16 protein-coding genes, 1 tRNA gene and 1 pseudogene are annotated in these 25,199 nt (G+C 48.7%); 9 read left to right on the top strand and 9 right to left on the bottom strand.

The annotated features are described in order from the left end of the window. Positions 1-117: 117 nt before the first annotated feature. Together Pan54_RS14950 and Pan54_RS14945 are read right to left on the bottom strand one after the other, a co-directional pair. Positions 118-2,292 carry an FdhF/YdeP family oxidoreductase gene (locus tag Pan54_RS14950; RefSeq protein WP_146504245.1) on the bottom strand — a complete coding sequence of 725 codons (2,175 nt, stop codon included), beginning with the start codon at positions 2,290-2,292 and terminating at the stop codon, positions 118-120. Positions 2,293-2,462: 170 nt separating this feature from the next. Continuing rightward, complete coding sequence (locus Pan54_RS14945) at positions 2,463-3,434, bottom strand: GDP-mannose 4,6-dehydratase (protein ID WP_146504244.1); 972 nt, start codon at positions 3,432-3,434, stop codon at positions 2,463-2,465. Between the two features lie 272 nt (positions 3,435-3,706). On the opposite strand from Pan54_RS14945, the gene thiC reads away from it, so the two are divergent. The 3 genes and pseudogenes from thiC to Pan54_RS26820 all read left to right on the top strand — a co-directional run. Beyond that, positions 3,707-5,512 (top strand): phosphomethylpyrimidine synthase ThiC, encoded by a 1,806-nt coding sequence (thiC, locus tag Pan54_RS14940; protein ID WP_207310148.1) that lies wholly within the window; start codon positions 3,707-3,709, stop codon positions 5,510-5,512. 201 nt (positions 5,513-5,713) lie between these two features. Then, a complete protein-coding gene (locus Pan54_RS14935) occupies positions 5,714-6,100 on the top strand; it encodes a DUF2237 family protein (RefSeq protein ID WP_146504243.1) in 387 nt (128 codons plus the stop codon). A 407-nt stretch (positions 6,101-6,507) separates the two neighbouring features. Then, positions 6,508-6,624 (top strand): annotated as a pseudogene (locus Pan54_RS26820) (transposase); the annotation flags it as partial. Positions 6,625-6,844: 220 nt separating this feature from the next. Here the strand turns inward: Pan54_RS26820 and Pan54_RS14925 are convergent. From Pan54_RS14925 to Pan54_RS14910, 4 genes are all read right to left on the bottom strand, one after another. Then, positions 6,845-6,917, bottom strand: a tRNA-Lys gene (locus tag Pan54_RS14925). A gap of 172 nt (positions 6,918-7,089) precedes the next feature. Continuing rightward, on the bottom strand, positions 7,090-9,165 hold the full coding sequence (locus Pan54_RS14920; RefSeq protein ID WP_146504242.1) for a sodium:solute symporter family protein: 2,076 nt from the start codon (positions 9,163-9,165) through the stop codon (positions 7,090-7,092). Then, positions 9,162-9,398 carry a DUF3311 domain-containing protein gene (locus Pan54_RS14915; protein WP_146504241.1) on the bottom strand — a complete coding sequence of 79 codons (237 nt, stop codon included), beginning with the start codon at positions 9,396-9,398 and terminating at the stop codon, positions 9,162-9,164. Before Pan54_RS14915 ends, Pan54_RS14920 begins: the two co-directional genes overlap by 4 nt. 180 nt (positions 9,399-9,578) lie before the next feature. Further along, a complete protein-coding gene (locus Pan54_RS14910; protein ID WP_146504240.1) occupies positions 9,579-11,222 on the bottom strand; it encodes a dicarboxylate/amino acid:cation symporter in 1,644 nt (547 codons plus the stop codon). A 446-nt stretch (positions 11,223-11,668) separates the two neighbouring features. Between Pan54_RS14910 and pckA the strand changes: the two genes are divergently transcribed. Then, on the top strand, positions 11,669-13,258 hold the full coding sequence (gene pckA / locus Pan54_RS14905; protein WP_146504239.1) for a phosphoenolpyruvate carboxykinase (ATP): 1,590 nt from the start codon (positions 11,669-11,671) through the stop codon (positions 13,256-13,258). An 87-nt stretch (positions 13,259-13,345) separates the two neighbouring features. Further along, complete coding sequence (locus Pan54_RS14900) at positions 13,346-13,738, top strand: SH3 domain-containing protein (RefSeq protein ID WP_146504238.1); 393 nt, start codon at positions 13,346-13,348, stop codon at positions 13,736-13,738. Between the two features lie 52 nt (positions 13,739-13,790). Here the strand turns inward: Pan54_RS14900 and Pan54_RS14895 are convergent, their stop codons facing one another. Beyond that, the gene (locus tag Pan54_RS14895) at positions 13,791-13,988 is read right to left on the bottom strand and encodes a hypothetical protein (RefSeq protein ID WP_146504237.1); all 198 of its coding nucleotides are present in this window, start codon (positions 13,986-13,988) and stop codon (positions 13,791-13,793) included. Between the two features lie 549 nt (positions 13,989-14,537). Here Pan54_RS14895 and Pan54_RS14890 point away from each other — a divergent pair. From Pan54_RS14890 to Pan54_RS14880, 3 genes are all read left to right on the top strand, one after another. After that, a complete protein-coding gene (locus Pan54_RS14890) occupies positions 14,538-15,467 on the top strand; it encodes a DnaJ C-terminal domain-containing protein (protein WP_146504236.1) in 930 nt (309 codons plus the stop codon). A gap of 603 nt (positions 15,468-16,070) precedes the next feature. After that, positions 16,071-17,018, top strand: a complete 948-nt coding sequence (gene xerD / locus Pan54_RS14885) for a site-specific tyrosine recombinase XerD (RefSeq protein ID WP_146504235.1) — start codon at positions 16,071-16,073, stop codon at positions 17,016-17,018. A 179-nt stretch (positions 17,019-17,197) separates the two neighbouring features. Then, on the top strand, positions 17,198-18,325 hold the full coding sequence (locus Pan54_RS14880; RefSeq protein WP_146504234.1) for a citrate synthase: 1,128 nt from the start codon (positions 17,198-17,200) through the stop codon (positions 18,323-18,325). 158 nt (positions 18,326-18,483) lie between these two features. Here the strand turns inward: Pan54_RS14880 and Pan54_RS14875 are convergent, their stop codons facing one another. Next, positions 18,484-20,301, bottom strand: coding sequence for a hypothetical protein (locus Pan54_RS14875; RefSeq protein ID WP_146504233.1), 1,818 nt, complete (start codon positions 20,299-20,301; stop codon positions 18,484-18,486). Between the two features lie 373 nt (positions 20,302-20,674). Next, the gene (locus Pan54_RS14870; protein ID WP_146504232.1) at positions 20,675-22,222 is read right to left on the bottom strand and encodes a UxaA family hydrolase; all 1,548 of its coding nucleotides are present in this window, start codon (positions 22,220-22,222) and stop codon (positions 20,675-20,677) included. Positions 22,223-23,100: 878 nt separating this feature from the next. Between Pan54_RS14870 and dnaG the strand changes: the two genes are divergently transcribed. Continuing rightward, positions 23,101-25,116: a DNA primase gene (gene dnaG, locus Pan54_RS14865; protein ID WP_242631468.1), complete on the top strand. Its 2,016-nt coding sequence runs from the start codon at positions 23,101-23,103 to the stop codon at positions 25,114-25,116. Positions 25,117-25,199 lie beyond the last annotated feature (83 nt).

Raw genomic sequence — 25,199 nt, 5'->3', positions numbered from 1 at the left:
GCCCATGAGCCTCATGCTCATGTCGAACGGGAACAATAAGCCGGGATGGAACTCATCACAAGAGGAGTCTATTTGCTGCGATATTAAGGCCTGAGATTGTCAAATTTGCAGAAAACTTCACGCCAGAATCTCAATCGGTATTCCCTTAAAAGCAGGCGTCTTGGATCTTGGATCCCGTGTGCGGGGAACTAGAATGTTGGCTTCAGGATAATACATCAATGCATTTCCCGCTTTGATACCCGGAAATTCGTAGACGAGAATGTTCTTCAACGCTCCTGCGACACTTTGAATGGTCACCTTTTGATTGGCTTTCAAGCCGAGTCTCGTGACATCTTCCGGATTCAGCAGCACCACATCCCTCCGGTCAACTCCGCGATACAAATCGTAATCTTCATACACGACTGTATTGAATTGACCTTCACTGCGAACAGTCATCAACTGCAGTTGATTGTCTGGGTTTGAGGACTTCACCGTATGCGGATGCAGTTTCGCTTTGCCACTCGGTGTGGGGAATTTTGGCGTGTGAAAAGTCCGCCCTTCAATCTGGAATTCTTTCTTGGTCTTGTCAATCTCTTTAACGGCTTGATAGCCCGGGATCACTGTGGAAATCATTTCCCGAATTCGGCCGGTCTGTTCCATGTTCGACCAGTGAATTGGTCCCTCATCTCCCAGAACTTTGCTGGCCAGATGCGAAATGACTTCAATTTCACTTTTCGGTCCCTGATGCCGACTCGGCCCGCCGTCGCTGAGGCGGACATAATTGAACATCGATTCCTGAGTCGTCGGCTGAGGTTCTTCATCGCGAGCGAGCACTGGCAGAATGATCGTCTCTTTTGCCAGGGCATGTGCATGACCGGTGTTTAAAGTTGTGCTCAGAGTGACCAGCATCTCCAGTTTGGAGAGAGATTCCCGGGCGAACGTCGCATCGGGATTGGAGCCGAAGAGATTGCCCCCGAGACACAACCCGAATTTCATCCGCCCTGCATGGGCTTCTTCCATGCAGGCGAGTGTGTCGAGGCCGGTTTCGGTAGGCAGTTGCAACCCATAATTCGATTGCAGACGCTCAAAGATGGCTTCTTTGAGCTTAGGTGTCACACCGACCGAACCGATACCCTGCACATTGGAGTGGCCACGAATTGGTAACATGCCTGCATGAGGTTTCCCGACCATGCCACGCAGACAGGCCAGATTCCCAATCGCCTCGACATTTTCGACCCCATTCGCATGATGTGTAATGCCCATCGTCCAGCAGAATACGGCGTTCTTCGAGTTGGCATAGATTTCAGTGATTTGTTCAATTTCATCACTGGTGACTCCTGCCAACCGACACAGTTCCTCCAAATCCTGTTGAGCCAGATGGTTCCGAAGATCGGGCCAGCCTTCCGTAGCCGTGTTGAGGAAGTTTTCATCGTGAGCGCCTCGTTCGACAATGCGCTTCGAGATCGCAGTTAATAACGCCAGGTCACCGCCAATATTGGGCTGCACATACAATGAGGCGATTTTCGTCCCGAAAAGCAGGCTGATCGGATCGCTTGGTACACTGAAGTTGACCATTCCTGGTTCGATGACCGGATTGATCACGATAATCTTTCCGCCCCTTCTCCGGACATGCTTGAGAGAACTCATCAGGCGAGGGTGATTGCTCGAAGGATTGCCGCCAATAATGAAAACGAGGTCGGCATGTTCGACATCCTCAAGCAGCAGGGTGGCAGTGCCGGATCCGAAACTGTTCGTCAGGCCGACCCCGCTCGCCTGATGACAATAATAACTGCAGTTATTGACATTATTGGTGCCGTAAAGCCGAGCGAAAAGTTGCAGAAGAAAACCGGCTTCATTCGAGCTGCGGCCACTGAAATACCAGAAGGTTTCCGCTGGGGTGAGTGACTTGAGTTTCTCTGCGATTTTCGAGAACACTTCTTCCCAGGAAATCGGCTGATAATAATTGTCGCCTGCTCGATAAATCATCGGCGAAGTCAGTCGACCGGCATGTTCCAGTTCACGAGGTGAAAACTGCTGCATTTGTGCAACCGAGTAGGTCGAAAAGTAATCAGCCGGGATGGCGCCTTGCATATCGGCGGCCATCGCCTGCAGACTTTTCTTGCAGACTTCGGGGAAGGATCCCAACTCATTGACCATGCCCCCTTTTTGTCCGCCCATCCCCAACGCACAGGTTTTACAGGAATTGCGGGAACGCATCGCTTTCCAGAGTTTCCAGAGCCCACCCACTTCACGGGACTTGGAAAACGTATAAAGAATGGCTCGCCAGCCACCGCCAGATTTCACTGGTTTCATTGTGCAATCATCCTTCGTATCGAATCAAACCTTACTGATTGATTACTATAACACGAGAAGATGCGGATTACAGGGAACCTCAATCCAATAAAAGTAAGCAGGCTCGATTTTATTCGAACCTGCTTATTTATTATTGAACGGGATTCCGATCGTCCGATTTCAAAAGGAACTTACAAACCTACCAATTCCAGATCATTCTCAACCATCATTTTGACGAGTTGCTTGAAGTTGACTGTCGGTTCCCATCCCAGTTTTTCTTTGGCTTTAGTGGCATCACCCAACAGCAGATGGACTTCAGCTGGGCGATAGAACTTAGGATCAATGATGACGTGATCTTCGTAGTTCATACCAACTTCAGCGAAAGCGAGTTCGCAAAAATCGCGGACAGTCCAGGTTTCACCGGTCGCCACGACGAAATCATCGGGCTTTTCCTGCTGCAGCATCAGGTGCATCGCTTTGACGTAGTCGCCTGCAAATCCCCAGTCACGTTTTGCTTCAAGATTTCCCAGTGGCAACTTGTCGATTTCACCTTTTTTGATGCGTGCCACATACGAAGTGATTTTCCGCGTCACAAATTCAAAACCTCTGCGGGGTGATTCGTGATTAAACAGAATCCCGGAACTGGCATACATGCCGTAAGACTCGCGATAGTTTCGAGTCAAATCAAAGCCGGTCACTTTGGTGATGCCATAAGGCGAGCGGGGATAAAATCGAGTCTTTTCCGTTTGTGGCACATCCTGAGCATGACCGAACATTTCGCTGGAGCCAGCAAAATAAAACTTTGCCTCGGGGACAATATCGCGAACGCATTCGAGCAAATAATGAGTACCATCGATATTCACACGGAATGTCGAAAAGGAATCCTCAAACGAATAGGAGACAAAACTTTGAGCCGCCAGATGATAAACCTCATCCGGTTTCACTTCAGACAGCACATTGTACAAACTGGGAAAACTTTCCAGCGAAGCCGAGTGCAGATGCAGTTGATCGAGCACTCCGCTGAGCCGGTTCATCCGATGCGAAGGATCTTCCAGGGCGACCCTGCGGACAATGCCATGAACTTCGTATCCAAGCTCGAGCAAATGTTCGGCCAGATAGGAGCCATCCTGTCCAGTGATACCAGTAATTAATGCACGTTTCATTAAACTGTCTCAAAATAAATGTGGCTGATTTTAATGCAGAAAGCGCAAATGATAGGTAAGTTTACTCGGCGAAACTACCATTGAAACAGAAAGGAAGCGAACGATAGCTGATTTTCTCTGAAAAGACTCTATAATCAAATGGGAATTTCAATCGTTCAATGAATGGTTACGAATTCCAAACGAAATTAGGAATCAATTTTGCCGTGGTAACTTCCACTTGAAAACATCCGTGCCCATCAGGTAACGGACAACTGATAACGATTGGATCTGGTATGAGCGATACACATTCTTCCTCAAATTACGAATTGCCGAATATTGGCGGAAACCCTTCCAGCAATGCTGAGGGAACGAATCCCGGTTCGTTTGCGTTATCCCCCACGATTCAGGCCGGACCCGAAGGCGCACGCACTTTTGCCTCGCCAGATACCTCCGGCATGCCGGCTCCCTCCGAGAAAACTGCCTGGGACTTCATGCCCGAAGGCTGGATAAAGAAAGATGGCTTTGAAACCGACTATCATCGAGCAGAGGCTTGGCAAGCTCCTGAAGGTTTCCAACCGATCACTCAGTTGGAATCGGCTCGAATGGGCATCACCACTCCGCAAATGGAGCGTGTTGCCGAACGTGAACCGCATCTCACTCCTGAGCAGGTTCGCGATGAAGTCGCAGCTGGTCGCATGGTTATCCCAGCTAATACTGTTCACTTGAGCCATCAGCTCGATCCCATGTGCATTGGTCGAGCCTCTTTAACCAAGGTGAACGCCAACATGGGAGCTTCACCTGTTTCTTCTGGAACCGATGAAGAAGTCGAAAAACTGCACTGGTCGATCAAATGGGGTGCCGATACCGTCATGGATCTCTCCACAGGTGGAGATCTCGACGAATGTCGTCAAGCGATCATCAAGAACAGCACCGTGCCGATTGGAACCGTGCCAATTTACTCGATGATCATTGGTCGTAAGCTGAGCGATCTGACTCACGAAATTATCCTCGAATCGATCGAACATCAGGCGAAACAAGGCGTCGACTATTTCACCATTCACGCAGGTGTCCTACGAGCTCATCTCGATTACGTTAAGAAACGCCTGATCGGAATCGTCTCTCGCGGCGGCTCTTTGCTGGCCAAATGGATGATCGATCATGGTGAAGAGAACCCGATGTATGTCCTCTGGGAGCAAATCTGTCAGGTGATGCGTCAATACGATGTGACCTTCAGTATCGGCGATGGCCTGCGTCCCGGCGGCTTGGCCGATGCGACCGATCAGGCTCAACTGGCCGAGCTTTGCACACTGGGCGAATTGACCGAACGAGCCTGGCGACAGGGTGTGCAGGTGATGGTTGAAGGGCCGGGACACGTGCCTTTCGATCAGGTCGAATACAACATGAAACTGCAGCGAACCATCTGTCATGGGGCTCCGTTTTATGTTCTCGGTCCACTCATCACCGATATCTTCCCCGGCTACGATCACATCACCAGTTGTATCGGTGCGACCTCGGCGGCTTATCACGGAGCGAGTATGCTCTGCTATGTCACGCCGAAAGAGCACCTCGGCTTGCCGAAAAAAGACGACGTCAAACAGGGGTGTATCGCTTATAAAATTGCAGCACATGCAGCCGACATCGCCCTTGGGATTCCTGGCACTCGAGATCGGGATGACGAACTGACCAAAGCCCGAGCCGCTCTCAACTGGGAGAAACATTTCGAGCTCAGTTTTGATCCTGATACCGCTCGTGCCTATCACGATGAAGACCTCGATGTCGACACTGACTTCTGCGCAATGTGTGGTCACGACTGGTGCAGTGTGCGAATTTCCCGAGAAATTGTCGAGTTTGCATCTGGCAAAGATGAAAACTACGCCTGGGAAAAAGCCAAGAAGACAGCCGCTCTGACTCCGGAACAACAGGCTATCCTCAAACAACGGGGGGTTCTCAGTCCCAATGAGATTCACAAGTTGGCGTCCAAAACTGTCAAAACGATGCCAGCAGACGATAAAGGGAAAGCCAACTGCCACAGCGACTATGTCGATGCTGATTCCGCGAAGGATCTGCAGGATGATCTGGTTGAGATTGAGGGGAAGTAGGGGTTTGTTGAAAGTTGAGGGTTGAAGGCAACAGTCCCCTCTCCTTGGGGAGAGGGTTAGGGTGAGGGGAAAATTCGTGTCATTCTGAATGAGGTCGCCGAGGGCATCGCCTCATACGGCCTTTGGTCCTTCTCCCCTAGGAGAAGAAGAGAAAACCGCTCTCCTCAGGGTATGAATTTTAATACAGAGAAACAAAAAGTTATGAGTACTCCGTCGCGTTCTGGTGCTAAAAATGTTTTGGGGCAGCCGTTGATTACTTGCAGTGAATCCCCAATGACGGGTTTCTATCGCAACGGCTGCTGCGATACCGGAGCCGGTGATATGGGTGTGCATACGGTTTGCATCGAAGCAACGGCTGAGTTCCTTGAATTCAGCAAAGCCCAAGGAAATGATCTTTCGACTCCAATTCCGCAGTACGAATTCCCCGGATTAACCCCCGGCGACCGCTGGTGCCTGTGCGCAGTCCGCTGGAAAGAAGCCTACGAAGCTGGCACTGCTCCCAAAGTCATCCTCGAAGCAACGCACATGGCGACACTCGAATTCATCTCGCTCGAAGAGCTTCAGGAATACGCAACGTCTGCAAATTGAAATAAGTAATTTGATTTTCTCAAGAGGAAGTAAGATTTGTCGCATTTCTGAATATTAACCCACTTCAGAGATATTATCCCAACTTTATTCCCCGATGAGAAATCATGATTCTTCCTTATAAGATTTCGGACCTTAGACTCGGGTATGCCATAGTTAATTACTAGAGGCGGTCCTGTATTCCTTTAGCTACCGAAAAAAATCAGGCTTGGTAATCCATCTGCATTCCCCTTTTTCCGAAAGGAAATTTGCAGATGTTATACTTGTTCCGACGAACAGTAGACGCTTTTCGAAATACGGGACCCAAGACGGATCCCCCTTATGTTTTGTCTGATAACCAATGGAATTTGATCACTGATTTGTTGCCAGATCTACCGATGACTCGCCATGGTTGACGTCCCTATAAGGCGAATCGAGCATGCTTCGAAGGTATTCTTTGGGTATTGATGGGCGGGGCTCGCTGGAAAGATTTGCCGCGTTGCTTCCCTCAACGTTGGTCTACCATTCTCGTCTCCAGCAGTGGATGAAAAATGGTCGGTTTCTGGAAGCCTGGCAGCGAATGATCAGACGCTTCAAATTCTCTGGGCGATCTGCTTACTACTCTGAAACTTGTAGCCCAAGCCTGGAAAGCACCCAAGCAGATTGAGCGAAGTTGGATAATGTTAGCCAACCAAATGTGACATGAAAACGTCACCTCGATGAAAAAAATGAGGGCTATCAAGTCATTGCTGATTTTAGAGTTAGCATTGCTCCCAGAAGGACTTGAACCTTCAACCTACTGATTAAGAGTCAGTTGCTCTGCCAATTGAGCTATAGGAGCTTTTTTTCCGATTCTACAGTCGGGAATGAGAATAGCAAGCATCTGTGGAGAGACGCAGGATATCGGGTTTGGGTTCGCATGATAATATTTCTCGAACCCACCCGAGCCATGACTGGCTCGGCTCGCCTTTGATTATGGATCAAGACGGATTGTGGATTGAGAGGCTTGATGATTACTTCGATTCCGGGAAGAAGCGTTCGATTGTTTCCTGTTTCGGTTTCGGGGTGATCAATGAGACGAGCACCATGACGAGTGTGGAGCCGAGGACCATCAGCATGACAGGCATCGTTTTGATGACGTCCGGACCGAGATGTTCACCCGGTTTGGTGAAACTCATAAATTTGTCTCCACCGAAATTGATGGTGAAGTTCGCAATGGCTGCGAAGTCCGAACGCCAGAACAAATACACCCAGAGTGTGATCGCTGTGATGATACAGGCGTAGGCTCCTGCCTTTGTCAGTCGCTTCCAGTAAAGAGAAGCAAAGACGAGCGGGAACAGACTTGAGAAACCACTGAAACACCAGACGCCGAGTGTGAATACGCGACGCTGTTCAAACAGGCTGAAGAAGTAAGTCAGTGCGACAATTGCGATGATGAAGATACGAGCCATGAGCACGACCTGTCGATCACTGAAGCGATTTTTGCCGCCGTAATGAACGACAATATCTTCGGTGAACATTGTACCGACGCACAGGAACTGACTATCGAGTGAGGACATGATCGCCGCCAGAATCCCGGCTGTGAGCAGTCCGGTTAATAGGGGATCAGTCATGATTTTCACCATTGTTGCCAGCACCGCATTCGGAGGAAAGTGCGGGGGGAACATTGGCTTACCGTCAGGTGTCAGCGCTGAAGTCGCCCAGATTCCGACCAGCACACAAGGCACCCAGACGATCATAATAAAGATCGGGTGAGCGACGACCGGCAGTTTGAAACTGTTCGCACTTTTTGCAGTCAGCCAATGTTGGAACAGGTGTGGGAACATGCCGACGGAGAGTGGAACAAAAAGATATGTTAGAAACTCCCAGTAACCGATTCCGTGTGGATGTGAGGGAGCCCACTTTGTCGCGCGATAAACGCCACGAGCTTTTTTGCGGGTCCAGTTCTTGCCTTGAGAAGGGTCATCTGGATCCAGCATTTTATCGGGGTGTCCGATCTTATCTTTAAAAATTGTATAGGCTTTAAGCTGAGCATCTTCGAAACGTGGATACTGGGTCATCGATTCATCATCGAGTAATGTCGTCGTCCACCATTCCGGCTTAGGATCGGGAATTTTACGATCATCCTGCAAAAGAAAAGCCTCATTTTTCTGAGCAATTGTCAGGTCACTGAGCAAGCCGTTCTTTTTGGCAAACACGGTTTCGGCTTTCTGCTGCCAATTGGGCATCCGAGGTTTGAAGTCGGCATAAGCCTGTTGTTTCTGCTCATCACTTAAAGTGAAAAGTTTGGCTGTGCGCGTCGCGTAATTGTACTCGGCAATGGATTGCCAGGAGGCAAATGATGTTTCGTAGCGCTTCATGTCGGCTTCATCGACCGAGCGAATCAGTTTGGAAGGATTCTTCTCCAGAACCATTTTCGTTGCTTCCTGAACTCCTCCCAGTTTGGAGGAAATGATCCAGAAGGTAACCACTCCTAAAGCCATGAAGACGAGCGTCTGAAAGGCATTTGCCCAGGCTGTTCCACGCATTCCCCCGAAGAAGACGTAAATCAAAACGACAATAGAAATGACGAGAGACCCAAGCCAGGGCGGCAAGCCATAATCATAGTTGGCAAATGTGCCTGCAAAGGCGCCCTCAGTTACGCTGTTAATTACAACACCCGAGGAAATGACCCCAATCAGCAAATAGGGAATGACCAGTGCTACAAGAATCGGGAACAGTAGCAGGCCGATTTTGTCGCTATCCAGTCGATCCCGGAAGAATTGAACTTGTGTGGTGTATCCATATTTGCGGCCTAACGACCAGAGCTTCACACCGAGCAGAAAGAAGCAGAGCGAGTGTACAATGCCTGATGACGATGCGAGCATCCCGTACACACCTATGCCTTCGGCAAAGGCTTCTCCACTGGAGCCAACGAGTGCAAATGCTGTCATTGTCGTGCCGAAAATGGACATCAATAACAGGAACGGTCCAATTGAATGACTGGCCAGCATGTAATCTTTGCTGGTTCCCTTAAACAACGTGCTGGCGAAAATTCCGAGCCCAAGCAGGAGGGCCAGATAGATTCCGATGATAATCATTTCCGTCATGCGTCACCTCCAGTTTTTTCAGGAGTGGTGACAGGATCATCATAAGTCAACTCGGCTGGCCAGCAGAATATCGTTGCCAGATACCAGGTCGCCGCGGCAGCCAGGGAAATGCAGGCGTGATAAAACAGGCCTATCGGCATGAAGCCAAAAATAAGAGTATTATTATCCCATAACCAGAAATCCTGATGGATTACCAGTAAGAGGACAACAAGTCCGTAGACAACGTACTTCATGGCGAACTTTCTGAGGCAACGCAAGAGCAGTTCAAGGGTGGGTTCTCTTCGTCAATCTCTGACTGGATTCCATTCACATAGAATTTGTGAAACATCGGGAACCTCTGCAGATTGACAGAGTTTATCAATGTTTAATGATGGATAAAAGCGAAGTCAAATTTTGAAGAGATTCGAATCCCCTCAGGAGGGCGTTGATTGGACGACTGATGGCGTATTTTCTTCATCATTTGCAGTCAGTTGCTCGACAACTGCACAACCGCAGGAATCGCTCCAGACATTGATCGCTGTACGACACATATCGAGCACGCGGTCGACGGCGATAATCACTCCCTGTGCATCGAGTGGTAACCCGACAGCTTGCAGAACGATCGCCATCATCACTAACCCCGCATGCGGAATTCCGGCTGCTCCAATACTGGCCAGCAGAGCGGTGATAGCAACGATGATTTGCGTTGAAAGCGAAAGCTCAAATCCTGCAGTGGCCTGAGCAATAAACAGAACCGCAACCGCTTCATAAAGAGCCGTTCCATCCATATTTATGGTTGCGCCAAGCGGCAAGACGAACGAACTGGTCCGATTCGAAATTCCCGCATTCTGCTCAACAGAAGTCATCGTTAAAGGGAGTGTTCCGTTGGAAGAAGCGGTTGAAAAGGCGGTCATCAAAGCTGGACTGAGTGCTCGTGCATAAGCCACAGGAGAACGCTTGGCAATGAATTTCAGGATTAAAGGCATAGTAATCAGAGCATGAACCATCAAAGCCAGAAAGACCGTCAGCATATACCAGGCGAGAGTGCCGAAGATTTCGATTCCCTGCGATGCCGTTGCGAATGTCATAAAGGCGAGCACACCAATAGGAGCCAGATGAATGATGAACATCGTCAAGCCCATGATTACATCGAAAAACGCGTTGAAGAAGCCTGTCATTGTATTACGGGTCGCTTCTTTAGATCGAACGATGAACACACCGAACAGGATGCTGAATGAGATGATCGAAAGAAAATCACCATTTGCCAGAGCGGCGACAGGGTTCGGGGGAATCATATTGTCGACCATGCCTGAGAAGATGCCGATCAGCGACTCGTTTTCTCCGAATGTCGTCACTTCACCCGTACCAGGTAATGTCGCACCGATCCCGGGGCGGATTAAATTGACCATGATGATGCCGGTCGTAATCGCTAATACGCTGGTCACAAAGTAATAGCCAAGCGTCTTGCCGAACATGGAACCGAGTTTTCCGGTTCCTCCCAAACCGGCCACTCCGGTAATCAGAGAGGAAACGATCAGCGGAATCGTCACCATTTTGAGCAGTCGCAGAAACAGATCTCCGATCCATTTCGAACTGATCGTGACGAGACGGGAAAGAGAACTACTGTAATTATCGTATGCTGCCAGGAAGACCGGATATTTTTTTTCCAGTTCCGCCCGATTGGAAACACGATCATCAGTCATTAGGAGATGATTGTTATATTTCCGGGAATAATTGATGGCGATCCCGGTGGAATCTTCCACGAGTCGAAATCGACGCTCTGTGACTTTGACGGTCACATCTCCAGCCTGGACATCGGAAACGGGCGGCAAATAGTCAAAGCGTTTTTCGTATTGTTCGGGAGTCACGGAGACCGGAGGAACGACAGGAACCAGTTCCCCTTTTGCGGAACGTTCTTTTTCGACAATCAGAATTTTTCCATCCTGAGTTTGCAGCGTAAATTCGCTGTTCGGATCCGAAAACTGAGTCGTTCCGGGGTTCATCACAATTCCCAGCACCGCTCCGACGATCAATGCGACGAGGATTTGAATGTGCAGGGGAGCTTTGAAAATATTCATCGGTGACTCCGAAGGGGATTCGCTCTTTAAGTTTTTATTTTGTGCTCACGACGCTCGGACAAGAGTAACTTTCTATGCGTTTTTTCTCTAGTCGTAGTAAATTCTCAGGTGAAGAGAGGGTTTCTTGAGTTGTGCAATCTGGACGAATGATCGACAATGCCTCTCAGGAAGAAAGAAATACAAGCACGAAGCGCAAGCGAGTGTGCCCTCTACTTGGAAGAACGAGAACCGTGAAGAAAGAGAACCGCGGATATAGGCAGATTTGCACAAATAAAAACATTCGTGAAAATCCGAGTCCATCCGTGGTTTCATAAATATAGATATTTAACGTCAAATGAAACACTGCCGGGCAAGCCAGCAGTGACACACTTAGTAAGACATTTACAAAAATAACATCTGATCTGATCAGGTCCCCAGTAAGCAGAATACTTGAAGGAATCGTACGTATGGCTGGCTTTGATTTGAAATTGCACGGCATCCAGGTAGAAGATGTTCTCCGCAATCCTTCCCCCTCAACTTTGTATGAAGAAGCGATTCGATTTGATCGGGGCACTACTCTCTCCGACACCGGTTGCCTGATTGCTTATTCTGGTGAGAAAACTGGTCGATCACCTAAAGACAAACGTGTTGTTAAAAACGAGGAATCCGAAAAGGACGTCTGGTGGGGTCCGGTCAATTCGCCGCTCGATAAACTGACCTACAACATCAATCGCGAACGGGCGATCGATTACCTCAACACGCAGGATCGACTTTACTGTATCGATGCGTTTGCCGGCTGGGATCCCAAAACACAATTGAAGGTCCGTGTGATCTGCTCGCGACCTTATCACGCCTTGTTCATGTCGAACATGCTGATTCGACCGAACGAAGAACAGCTCAAAACCTTTGGAGAGCCTGATTATACAATTCTGAATGCGGGTCGATTCCCCGCTAATCGGCATACCACAGGTATGACTTCGAAAACGAGTGTCGATTTAAATATCGAGATGGGTGAAATCGTCATTCTTGGTACTGAATACGCCGGTGAAATGAAAAAGGGTGTGTTCACGATCATGAATTACTGGGGGCCGAAAAACAATATTCTCTCCATGCACTGCTCGGCCACGGCTGATAAAGCTACTGGAAAATCGTCTGTTCTGTTCGGTCTCTCCGGCACCGGAAAAACGACACTCTCAGCTGATCAGAAACGCTATCTCGTTGGTGACGACGAACATTGCTGGACTGACGACGGCATCTTCAATGTTGAAGGTGGCTGTTATGCGAAAGCGATTTATCTTTCCCGAGAACGCGAGCCGGAAATTTTCAATGCTCTGAAATATGGAGCCGTGCTCGAAAACGTGGTTTACGATCGTGACAGTCATCATGTCGACTTTGATAACACGACCATTACGCAAAATACTCGAGGGGCCTATCCGATCGAGCACATGAGTAACGCCATCATCCCATGTGTGGCTGAACCACCGTCGGATGTGATTTTCCTCACCTGCGATGCCTTCGGCGTTCTTCCGCCGGTCAGTCGACTTTCTCCAGAACACGCCATGTATCATTTCATCTCTGGCTATACTGCGAAAGTCGCGGGGACAGAAGTTGGTGTGACAGAGCCGGAAGCAACGTTTTCTCCCTGTTTCGGAGGACCATTCCTGGTCTGGCATCCGGCAAAATATGCGGACCTGCTCGCAGAGAAAATCAAAAAGCACAATGCGAATGTCTGGCTGGTCAACACGGGCTGGTCCGGGGGAGCTTATGGAGTCGGGGCACGAATTCCACTGCCACAAACCCGAGCCATTGTCGACGCGATTCACTCAGGCGAACTGACAGATGCACCGACCGAAAAGGATCCGATTTTCGGATTCGATGTCATCACAGAATGTCCCCGTGTGCCAAAAGGTATTTTGACACCACGCACCACCTGGGCCAGCGAAGCCGAATACGAAAAGGCGGCACGAGGGCTTGCAGAACGATTCTGCAAGAACTTCAAAACCTATGAAGATGGTGTCTCTGAAGAGGTTATTGCCGCTGGTCCAAAAATCTGTTAATTCACTGTGATGACCTTGCAGGTCTTAATGTGAAGAGCCTGCATTTTTCTCAGGATTCCTGGACTCCCCAAAAAGCAGAAAACGACTATGACGATTTTTCAAGAGCAACTTAAGCAATCACATTTTATCCTTTTCGCCACAAGCCTCTTATTTTTTGCTACAGGCTGTTCAAATCAGACGGAACAATCCTCGCCTTCACCAAAAGCTGCCCCGGTGAAACCGCTGGGGCCTCCCCCGGAGGGACAATCGGAACCAGAAGTTTCTCCTGAGCCAAAAACATCGATGACTCACTCCATTTCCGTGGAGACCGAATACTACAAAGGTGGACCTCAGCAGGGATCTCCACCTGATGGAAAATTAACAGCCGGAACCGAAGTAAAACTGGTGGAATCTGCAGGTAGCTATTCCTTGATTGAAACCGCTGAGGGAGAACAGGCCTATATTTCAAGCGATGCCCTCAACAAAATCGCTGGTCGATAATTCTGGTGAGAAATTTACAGGAGCTATGCAAGGAGCATCAGCTCCTGAATCTTTATGGGCATCTGAATGCAAGTTCTGAATTTCGACATTGCTGTTCGTACCAGTTGACTTTTAAATTCAATTCGCGATTTGTTTTTTCAAATACAGCACTGGCATCGGAGCGACCGTCTTCAAAACCGAGTTGATAAATCCACAAGGCCAAGTAGATAGTCGCGATCGATCCAAAACATAACGAACTGATACGTTTCATGAGTAAAGGGTCTTTCCTTCGCGAATGTGTTCAGAGTTGATTTCACAATTACAAGGATGGAATGAATTCCGTGTTACCTTAAGACGTAGGGAGCGTTACTTTTGTTCATATTATTTTGAAAAATTTTTAGACTTTCACAAAATACTGCAGCAGAAAAAACATCCCTGTTCAATATTATTAACACTCGCGAAGCCGATAAAATCCCCATGGTCTTGGGGGGACTTAGCTCATAAGAGTCTGTCTGCCCGATAAGTAGCGATGCAAACAGAAACATACCTCTGACTCTTCCCCCAAAGAATTATTCGAGATCACGAGCTACGTCTGCGGTAAACCGAAGAATCAACAAGTCACAATGAGGTCAGTTATAATATGGACAGTAATAATTCTCAGTCCTGAGGAGATTCTGTCCCTACACTTTATTCGCAATATTTTGCCAGTACAATTGAGATGATGTAAGCTCCATACCAACCTGCAGGGTATTTCTGCTTGCTGGATATGATATCGCGTAAGCAAATCTCCTCACTCTCATCAGTAAGTTTCGATCCATTTATGGCCAGCCAGGATTATTATAAAACGTTAGGTGTTGAACGCGGCGCCTCTGAAGATGTGATCAAGAAGGCTTATCGCAAGCTCGCACGCGATTATCATCCCGATCGTCGTCCCGACGATAAATCGGCTGCGGAAAAGTTCAAAGAGATTCAAACCGCTTACGAAATTCTGGGCGACAAAGAAAAACGCCAGAAATACGATCAGTACGGTGCTGGATTCGAAAATATGGGTGGCGGCGGACATTATCGTTCCTCTGGAGGAGCCAGTCCGGTCGATCTTGAACAGATTTTTGGAGGAGGCGGAGGCGGGGGCTTCGATTTTGGAGATCTGTTCGGCGGGGGCTTCAATCAGGGTGGCGGGAGACGTCAGGCCCGTCCGCAAAAAGGGCGCGATATCCAGTCGCAGGTCACTGTGCCGTTCCATCTGGCTGCCGAAGGTGGCAAATACGGTTTGACGCTCAATAATGCGGGCAAGCACGAAACTCTCGAAGTAAAGATTCCGCCGGGCATTCACGATGGTGCTACCATTCGTCTGGCCGGGCAGGGAGAACATTCCGTCACGGGTGGGCCATCCGGCGATTTGCTGATCAAAGTCAAAATCGCTCCACACCCGTATTTCAAACGGGAGGGAGCCAATCTCTTGCTCGATGTTCCGGTCAGTCTGGCTGAGGCGGTTCTGGGTGCAAAAGTCGATGTCCCGACTCTGAATGAAGGCGAAGTGACAGTCACTATTCCCTCAGGGACGTCCAGCGGGGCGAAGTTACGACTGAAGGGAAAAGGGATTCTGGACAGCAAAACGAAAGTTCGCGGCGATCAGATGATTATCGTCAAAGTCATCGTTCCCAAAGAACTTTCCGCAGACGCACGCGAACAGTTTCAGAAATTCGCGGATCTGACCGAACAACACCCCCGCAACGGTTTGTGGTCCTAAAGAGTTCCCCAGAGTATTTCAAAAATTACCTGCAGCGTTCAGCAGGAGCAAACAGAGCGATCTCAGGACATTTGGTGTTAAAGCGACTGCAGAAACCATTTAAAAATGGTCAAAGGTCATTTCTGGGATCGCAAGTCCCCCAGAGCCTCGCTACGTTTTATGGGTAATCGTGAGCACTTAGACTTGAAGCAGAGCTTCACACTCGCCTGTTCTCAAGACTGACCACTTTTTTGCATAAAATGGTAAAAGCGTTTTTTGATATCAGAGTTTAAGGGGATTGTTAATCGGAAGCCGTCCCCTCGCTCAGGCTTCGGGCTATGATAATCCACCTTGTTCCCAAGTGAACGGAATGACCAGCCGCACCTCCTCATAAACGCGCTAACCAGACCCCCATTGAAGTTGGTCCTCTGCATTCGACGAAATGACTAATAGTCTGAACATCGCTCAATGTCGTGAATGCATGCTTACTCGACAAAGTAAATAACCAGCGGAATTGCGATTTGAGGTCAATATTGAAAGCTCGATTGAGCAGTAAAGGTGAGTCAGGCAGTGCTTGATGAAATCAATGGAATTGTTCCTGTCTGAATTCGAAAGTAAAGCGGAATGCCTCCACGATTTAAGCCGACTCAAACTCAACCACTCCAAGTGGTTCAGGAACAATTTGCTCAGACACGGGTTGAGGAGTTTGCACATTTTTTGCGAACCGAATGCAGCATGGCTGACAACAGCGTTCAGGCATACACACGGGATATTCGTCAGTTTTATGAATGGATGCAGTCCCGGAGAATCAGCGATCTCCGAAAACTCGATTTGAAAACTCTTTCCCTGTTTATGCAGTCTTTGCACGACCGGCAACTCTCAGCTACTTCAATAGCGAGAAAACTGGTGGCCCTCAAAACACTTTTTCGATACTTCGTTCTGGAAGGTCAACTGACCGAGAGTGTTGCGGAATTGCTGAATTCTCCCAAGTTGTGGCAATATCTTCCCAAAGTTCTCAGTCCTGAAAAAGTGGACGCATTACTCAATGCACCAACAAAACAGGATGGTTATCCCTTGCGGGATCGGGCTCTTCTGTGTTTGATGTATGCAACCGGTTGTCGAGCTTCGGAAGTTGCTTCGCTGACACGGTCGCAAATCTCATTGGAAGAGAAAACGTGCCGATGCATTGGCAAAGGAAATAAAGAACGAATAGTCTCTTTAAATCCTGTTGCGATTCTGGCAATTGAGACCTATCTGGAACATGAACGTCCAGTGCTTGCGAACCGATCGCAAGAGGACGCCTTGTTTGTAAGTCGAACCGGGCGTGCACTGACACGTTTGACAATCTGGAGACTGGTCAAGAGATATGCCGGTCGAGTCGGTTGTAGTGGTGAAGTCAGTCCGCATACGTTGCGGCACAGCTTTGCAACGCATATGCTGGCTGGGGGAGCGGAAATTCGAGCACTTCAGGAAATGCTGGGGCATGCGAACATCCGTACGACTCAAATTTATACACACGTTGAGCACAGTCGACTGAAATCGATCCATCGAGCTTGTCATCCCCGAGGGTAATCTACTGGCCGTATCGGGTTGACACCGTTGGAATCTCACTAATTCCGCGTTATAATTAAACATTAAATTTGACTCATGCATTGAGAACATAACCAAATAGTCTTCACTCTCAGCCTCAAAAATCATCAGCTGATTATCACACCGTTTTAGATACCGTTAGAAAATCGAGTTCATCACCAATGACAGCCACGACCTCCAAAGGTTTGAAAAACATTGTTGCCGCCGATAGTAGTATTTCTCATGTCGATGGACAGACAGGACAACTGATCTATCGTGGATACCACATCGACGAATTGGCAAAATTCAGCACATTCGAAGAAACGGCTTATCTTCTCTACTACGGCGAATTGCCAACCAGTGAACAACTCGAAGAGTTTTCAGATAAACTCAAAGCTCAACGGAGCGTTCCCCAGGAAGTTTATGATGTCTTGAAAGCACTTCCCAAAGATGCTCACCCGATGTCGATGATGCGAACCGGGGTTTCCATGCTGGGGAATCTTGATCCCAATGAAGACAATAACTCGAAGGAATCGTTCTTCGATGACTCGCTTATGCTGACTGCAAAAATTGGCACGCTGCTCTCAGCCATCAAACGGATTATTGAAGGCAAGGATCCGATTGAACCGGATAACAGTCTCTCTCATGCCGGCAACTGTCTGTATATGCTCAATGGAGAGAAGCCCAGTGCAGATGCTGAAAAGGCGATGGATCTGATTTTGATCCTGCATGCCGAGCACGGCTTGAATGCAAGCACCTTCGCTGCTCGTGTCATTGCCGCCACATTAACTGATATGTATTCCTCAATCACCGGTGCCATCGGCGCACTGAAAGGTCCTCTTCACGGAGGAGCCAACACTGCTGTTCTTGAAACGCTCAAAGAAGTTGGTTCCGTCGAGAACGTTGAAGGCTGGGTTAAATCCGTGCGAGCCAATAAAGGCAAATTCATGGGCTTCGGCCATGCGGTCTATCAGACACAGGACCCTCGCGCCAAACACCTCAAGGAACTTTCCCGCCGTCTTTCCATCGAAACGGGCGAACCGAAGTGGTACGACATGTCTATTAAAATGGAAGAACTCGTGACCGCCGAAATCAATAAAAACTGCAACGTCGATTTCTACTCGGCTTCACTGCAATATTATATGGGAATTCCCGGCCACATGTTTACCTGTGTGTTCGCCGCGTCCCGCATCACAGGCTGGTGTGCCCATGTGCTCGAACAGGTTCAGGACAACAAGATCATCCGTCCAAAAGCCAACTACGTGGGATACGAAGAACGATCTTATGTTCCTGTGAGTGATCGCTCGTAATCTTTACCGGTTTAGTCGATGACTATCACTTGACTGGCTGAACTGAGTGTGACCTGAAGTACAGTCGATTATTGATCGCCAAAGACAAACGCCAATCAAAGAAAGCCCTGCAGCACGAGTTGTACTGCAGGGCTTTTTATTATTCATACAAAGGATTCTTAGCGTTCCCAGTTTAAACCGAAGGTCCATTGGGTCATCGTCCACCCGCTGCGGTTCGGATCGAGACTTGGATTGATCGGGAAGGTCACATACTCAACAGAGTTGGCAGGTCGTGACAGATTTCCCACATACAGGAACCCGTAACTGGTTGAGAAATGGGCTTCATCAAAGAATTCGATTCGATTCAAGCCAGGGATGTACTGAAAAATACGGGATTCAAATTTAACCGACAAATCCAACAGGGGGGAGACATGTGTTGAACTGGCTCGGTCGTTGAATCGGGTATCTTCATTGGTTAAGCCTCCAATTCCGGTTCCCATTTCACCACCATCCGGTGTCAAAATATTATTGTCGGGATCTACATTGTTCAGAAAATGGTTGTAAATTCCGTAACCGTCGAGACGCAAATTTTCTTTGGTGGCGGTCAAACCTGCAATCGCAGTCAATGTCAATTGTGTGTCATCACCACCAAATTCTGCTTCAACCCCAATTTCCGGTCCAGCAGCATGAGCCTGGTTATAGGCCGCCACCTGCACTTCATAAGGATTCGTTGGTAACGAGATTTGCGGATTCGCCTGGCTGATAAAACCTTCAATGGTTCCATCATTGAAGGAATCTGGTGTGGGACGCCCCTCAAAACCAGGTTCTCCAGTTTGAGCACCAACAGTCGCGAGCCCGAAGTCCAAGCTTCCAGCGGTGTCAAACTCTTGTTCGACATCAATATCGTTAAAGTTGAGGAACTCGTATTCACCACCGCTGTCCAATCCACGGAAGTTATACCCTTCGCGGATATTGACATAACGCAAACCAAGAATAGGACGAACCCGGTATCCATCACCACTGGCAATGGCGGGTTTATAAAAGTGAAGTCCTGTTCCCCAGGCTTCCTGGGAGTATTGAACTTCGAACAATGTATCGAAAGCAATCGTATCGGCGACACCACTTCCATTATTGATTGGCAATCCACCAGTCAAGGCACTCAATTCCAGCAGATAGAGTGGGTCGTTGCCCAGGAAAGAAAAGGGATCCCCACCAACGACTGGTGTGTAGGATCGAATCGGGTCATCTCCATATTGGAATACCTGATTTGATTCTCCACCGTACCAGCCATTCACACTCCAACCACTGCCATCTTCAGTTTCGACACCGAGTTCAATTTTCACTCCGCCACTAGACATGTCGTTGAACATTTGATCGAAAGTTCTAGCCTGAAAATAACGATCATAAAAAGCTTGACTTCCCTGCAGAGACGATTGACCGCCATTTGTGGCCACAGCACCTGGGTCACGAGGCGACGTGAAATAAAATGGAGGAATGCGGTCGGTGGCGACGACATTCGTATCGATACCACCATAACCGAATAATTCTCCTCCCGGTTCATTGTAAACCGGGACCAGGAATTCGACGCTCCCCGTATAGGTACGAGACGCATTGAGCATACGCTTGTACCACAAGCCGCCTTCATTAGTCGTCTGCTGGAAACCATAGCGGTACATGTCCAAACCAGGATACGGATTCAGATTCCCACCGGGAGGCATGCCATTAAAATTGCCCGGACCACCTGGAGAAGGGGGACCCTGCTGAAATTGAGCCTGTTGTACGCCGCCAGCCATCATCTCTGGAGTCCAGTGTCCAGCGGTTTGTGGACCGCCTGCACCATAAGGCCCCTGAGGTTGAAAACTGTTCGGAGACCATCCCCCTTCTGGGGTGGCCGATTTTTCGTAATATCTCGGTTCGGGCTGGGCTTGTGCGGTCGTACTTGACCAGGCAAGAGCCATTGCAGCGATACCGACACAGAAGCGGCGAAATCCTCGCATATGAGGTCGTCCTTGACTTTTTTGGGGGAGCGAGCCGTTCCGATCGAGAATTCTCGTTATGTTTGTCATCAGCGACTTTATCTCTTGAGGCATCATCGATCTTGACCTGAACCAGAGGAACCTGTTGGCATCAATTTCACACATCACTAGACAGTGCGCAAAATTGTGGACCTGCCGGTAGTATCGGTTGTGGGGATTGTGAAGCTGTAACGATTGTGACGGTGATGCCGTATTTTTGGTGATTTCCGGCTGTAACGGTTCTCACAATCGTGCGAATCCTGACGACTTTAGCGTTTATTCCAGAAGCATCTTCTCTGGAAATCGTCATAAACTAAGCAGTAAGGTGTTGCCATTAAACAACTTAAGACAATCTTTAAAAGATTGGGCCAGGCGACCAGGGGCAAAATTCTTCATCTCCGATCCCAGCCGCCTCAGATTTGGTTTTTTTCCCGGAAGCGACCGCAAGAATCTCCTCAAAGATCTCTTGCCCCTTCTGTTCCAGGCTGGTTCCCTCAAGAACATCGCCGGCATTGATATCCATATCTTCACTGAGATAGTCGAAGGTTGCCGTATTGGAGCAGATTTTCAGAGTCGGTGTCGGTTTGCTTCCAAAACAACTTCCACGGCCTGTGGAAAACAGGGAAACGGTCGCTCCTCCAGCGATCATACCCGTGACACTCGCCGGGTCGTAGCCGGGGGTGTCCATAATCACAAACCCCTTAGCAGTGACAGGTTCCGCATACTCATAGACGGCAGTGAGAGCCGTCGAACCCCCTTTGGCGATCGCTCCCAGGCTCTTCTCGTAAATCGTCGTCAATCCACCCTTCTTATTACCGACCGAAGGATTATTGTCGATTTTGAGTTGGAATTTGTCCGCATAATCTTCCCACCAGTGGATTCGCTCGATCAGTTTCTCGCCGACTTCTCGACTGATTGCCCTGCTGGTCAGCAGATGTTCGCCACCATAAATTTCAGGAACTTCAGACAGAATTGCCGTCCCGCCTGAGCGGACTATCAAATCGCTGGCGACGCCAATCGCCGGATTCGCAGTGATCCCACTATATCCATCACTCCCCCCGCATTCGGTCGCGACAATCAATTCCGAAGCAGAGATGGGCTCCCGTCGGGCACGGTCTGCCTCTTGCAGAATCTCCGGCAAGGCACTCAGGGCCTTTTCGATTGTCTTGCGTACACCACCAGCTTGTTGAATGTTAATCATCGGACGCGATTTTTTCGCGGGCGTGTCGGCTGATTCCAGCTGGACCAATCCTTGGGAGTCAACCAGATAATCCGCCTGAGCCGTCTCACAGCCGAGTCCAATCACCAGATATCCACAGATATTTGGATGTCGGGCATAACCGGCCAATGTCCGATTGAGTTGTTCGTGGTCCGATCCCTGATATTCGAACGCACAGCCTCCTTTGTGTGTCAAAGCAATCACACCATCGACATGAGGATATTTTTCGAGCAACTCCGGCCCAACCTGGTCAGCAATACGTCGTGAACTGGTGGCTGAGCAATTCACAGTACTGACAATCGCCACATAATTTCGCGTGGCCGCTTTGCCATTCGGCCGGCGATATCCTTGGAACTTCCTGACTTCGGAAAAGAAATCCGTCTCAGGAAGGGCATCCGCGTATCGATATTCCAGATTCAGAGAACCACAATCGACATTATGCGTATGGACCCAATCTCCATTACGAATGTCTTTAGAAGCAAACCCGACCGTCTGACCATATTTGAAAATCGGCTCTCCAGCTGAAATCTCTCGTGTCGCAATCTTGTGGCCAGCGGGAATAAGTACTCGAGTCACAATTTGTGAAGACAGATCTTCCAGAGTTGTCCCCTCAGGAATCTCACGAATCGCAACAACGACATTATCAAGAGAGTTCAATCGAATAATTGGGGAAATTTGAGCCATAGTTTATGGAATCCTGTCGAAATGCTTTTCAAAACATTCCAACAAATAAGTATCAAACTTACAAGCACGCACCGTAAGCCAGTGTGTGACACTCATCGAAGCTGGATATGCCTGATCGATCCGTGATCTTTTTGGTCGCAGTCCACTAGATTACTTGTGGTTGATCGTGAACTCCAAAAGGAACTTCTTGCAGCTGAGCCGCCCCGAAAGGATCTTTCGGAGATATCCTGCGTAAGTAAACCATAGTAACGAGTGAGTGCGAACTTACCCCGTAGCGTCAGCGAGGGGACGGCACTCAACCAGCCAAAGGGGTTGACTTCCAGAGGAGCCAGTGACAGACGGGCCTTTCTCATTATCAATAAATAGTCATGATTTATAGGAACTTTGAACCACTTTGAGCCGGAATAATTAACTCAGGAAAACCAAGCCATGTCCTATAAACTAAGTGTCCAGAAAGTTTAGTGCGGTTGAATCAATGATCCCAGTCGTAACAATTCCACAAACAGGTTGAAATACGGCCACATTCCCAGACAGTGAAGACAGGCACTATGAATATGGCCCTTATCTCTCTACTATTTATAGGGTTACGTGATCCTCTGTTTGTTTAACTTTCTATGGATTTCATTTGCGGAGGCTTGCATTGGTGGTAGAGTTGTGATGTGACGCCTTTGGTCGTCCCGCCAGCATACAAAATGAACAACTGTAGACTTGCCTGAATCGCTGTCGAGGGAAATGCTCCATTGAGGACAGACGCGAACGCAATGCCATTGTGAGCCGGGGGATCTCTCTGCTGATTGACCTGTCAGCGAAGAGATGTATTGCCAAGAGTTTGAATCAGTGAAGTGCGAACAGGCTTGAGGGGAATTATCAACGTGCAGATGGATAAGTGGAGCGAATTCAAAGAAGAGGTTCGCGCCCAGACTGATCTCATTGCGCTCATTGGCGAAACTCGCACAGTGACGCCGAGAAAAGGGGGAAGTGAATATGTCACTCTCTGCCCTTTCCATGACGATCATGATCCCTCAATGACGATTGATCCCTCTCGCCAGACTTACAGATGCTGGGTTTGTAATGAAGGCGGAGACTGCTTTAGCTATGTCCAGAAATTAGAAGGACTGCAATTTCGAGACGCTTTAGAGCAACTCGCCAACCGCGCTGGTCTGGAAATGCCCAAAAACCAGCAGAAAAGCGGCACTCGAGGAACAGACCGAAATACTCTATTATCTGCTCTCGGCTGGGCCAGTCAAAAATTTCACAATTGTCTGCTGACAGATCCCGCAGCCGAAGCCGCTCGGGATTATTTACTCGATCGCGGCTTCTGCGAGGAAATCTGGTCGGACTTTGAAATCGGTTTCCATCCCGGTCCCTGGGAGTGGCTGGGGAATTCCTCTAATGGAAAGTTCACGAAACAACAACTTGAAGAAGCTCGATTAATTGCCCAGCGAGCCAACGGCGGCGGATATTTCGATCACTTTCGTAACCGTATCATCTTTCCGATTCGCAACGAACGCGGCCAAGTCATCGCCTTTGGAGGACGGGTGCTGCCAGGCAGCGAAGATGAGAAATTTGGGAAATATCAGAACAGCAAAGAAAGTTATCTCTTTAACAAAAGCAAGCAACTTTACGGCATCGACCATGCCCGAGACGCGATGCGTGGTCGAAATCAGGTTATCGTCGTTGAAGGCTATACAGATTGTATCAGCCTGCACCAAGTGGGAATTCCCAACGTTGTGGCGACCTTGGGAACAGCGTTAACTCATGAGCATGTTGCCTTGATTAAACGGTTCTGTCAGAACGTGATTCTGATTTTTGATGGTGATAAAGCGGGACAAAACGCGGCTAACCGAGCCTTGCCACGTTTATTGTCGCATGAGATCGAACTGAAGCTGCTGGCACTGCCTGACGGAATGGATCCGCCCGAGTATCTTGAAAAACATGGCGTGCAGGAATTTCAAAATCTTTTGCAAAAAGCACAGGAAGCGTGGGACTTTAAACTTCAGCAACTTGCAGGAGAGCATAATTCCAACTCAACATTTGCCAGTGAAAAAATCACTGAGGAAATGCTCGCTCTGATCGCCGTCGCACCCGCTTTGCAAGGCACAAAACGTGAAGATCTGCTGCTGAATCGACTGGCCAATCAAGTCGGCTTGCGGGGCTCTCAGGAGCAAAAATTACGAAGTGATTTGGCAAAATTGCGAGCGAAAGGCCCGAAAGTTGCGTCAAGTCAACATAGCATCTCACGTTCACAGCCGAACGATGCAGATGTTGACTTTTTTCACCAGCAGACGAACGATTTAAATGGGGAAGAGTTCAATCAGGTCTTTCAGGAAACATCTCGGGACGTTCCTCAGGTGTCTCTGCGAAAACAGATCGATCAGCTTTTAAAGCCGAACTTGAATCGGAGAACTGCTCTTGAGCGAGACCTGTTGGAAATTATCATCATGATGCCCGAATGCATCACGGTGGTTTTACAACGGGAAACGATGACAATCATACGAAACAAAATTGTCCTGGAACTTCTCTCGCAATGTGCCGAGCAGAATCAAAGAGGAGAATACACCGGAGTCGACTCGCTGATGAGCGAGTTGGAAGAGCCAGAATTGAAGCGATTCATTATGGCGATAACGACCGAAGCCGAACAGAAGAAGATTACCGACAAACTTCAGGAGACGCTGCAGGATTCCGAGGGGAACCGCATTCCGTTTTATCTGAATCAGGTGATCGAGCAACTGAATTGGGAACAGAGGGAATCCCAGCACCGAACGTCGACGCGTACTGTTGCGATCGAAAATCACGAACCAACATCGGTCGACGAACGGATGAGACAAATGCTGCAGGATGCGGCTCAATTTCACCAGCAACGTGTGACGCGCAATACTGCATCGTCTCAATAATCTCAACTCTGTCCGTTTTTCGTCCTATAGTGAAATGAGACAATCACTGCAACGGACAACAGACGAGAGATCAACTTCGAGGA

This window comes from Rubinisphaera italica, assembly GCF_007859715.1.
GTDB classification, from domain to species: domain Bacteria; phylum Planctomycetota; class Planctomycetia; order Planctomycetales; family Planctomycetaceae; genus Rubinisphaera; species Rubinisphaera italica.
The sequence above is the reverse complement of the archived record's forward strand: the minus strand, read 5'-3'. Positions and strand labels throughout refer to the sequence as shown.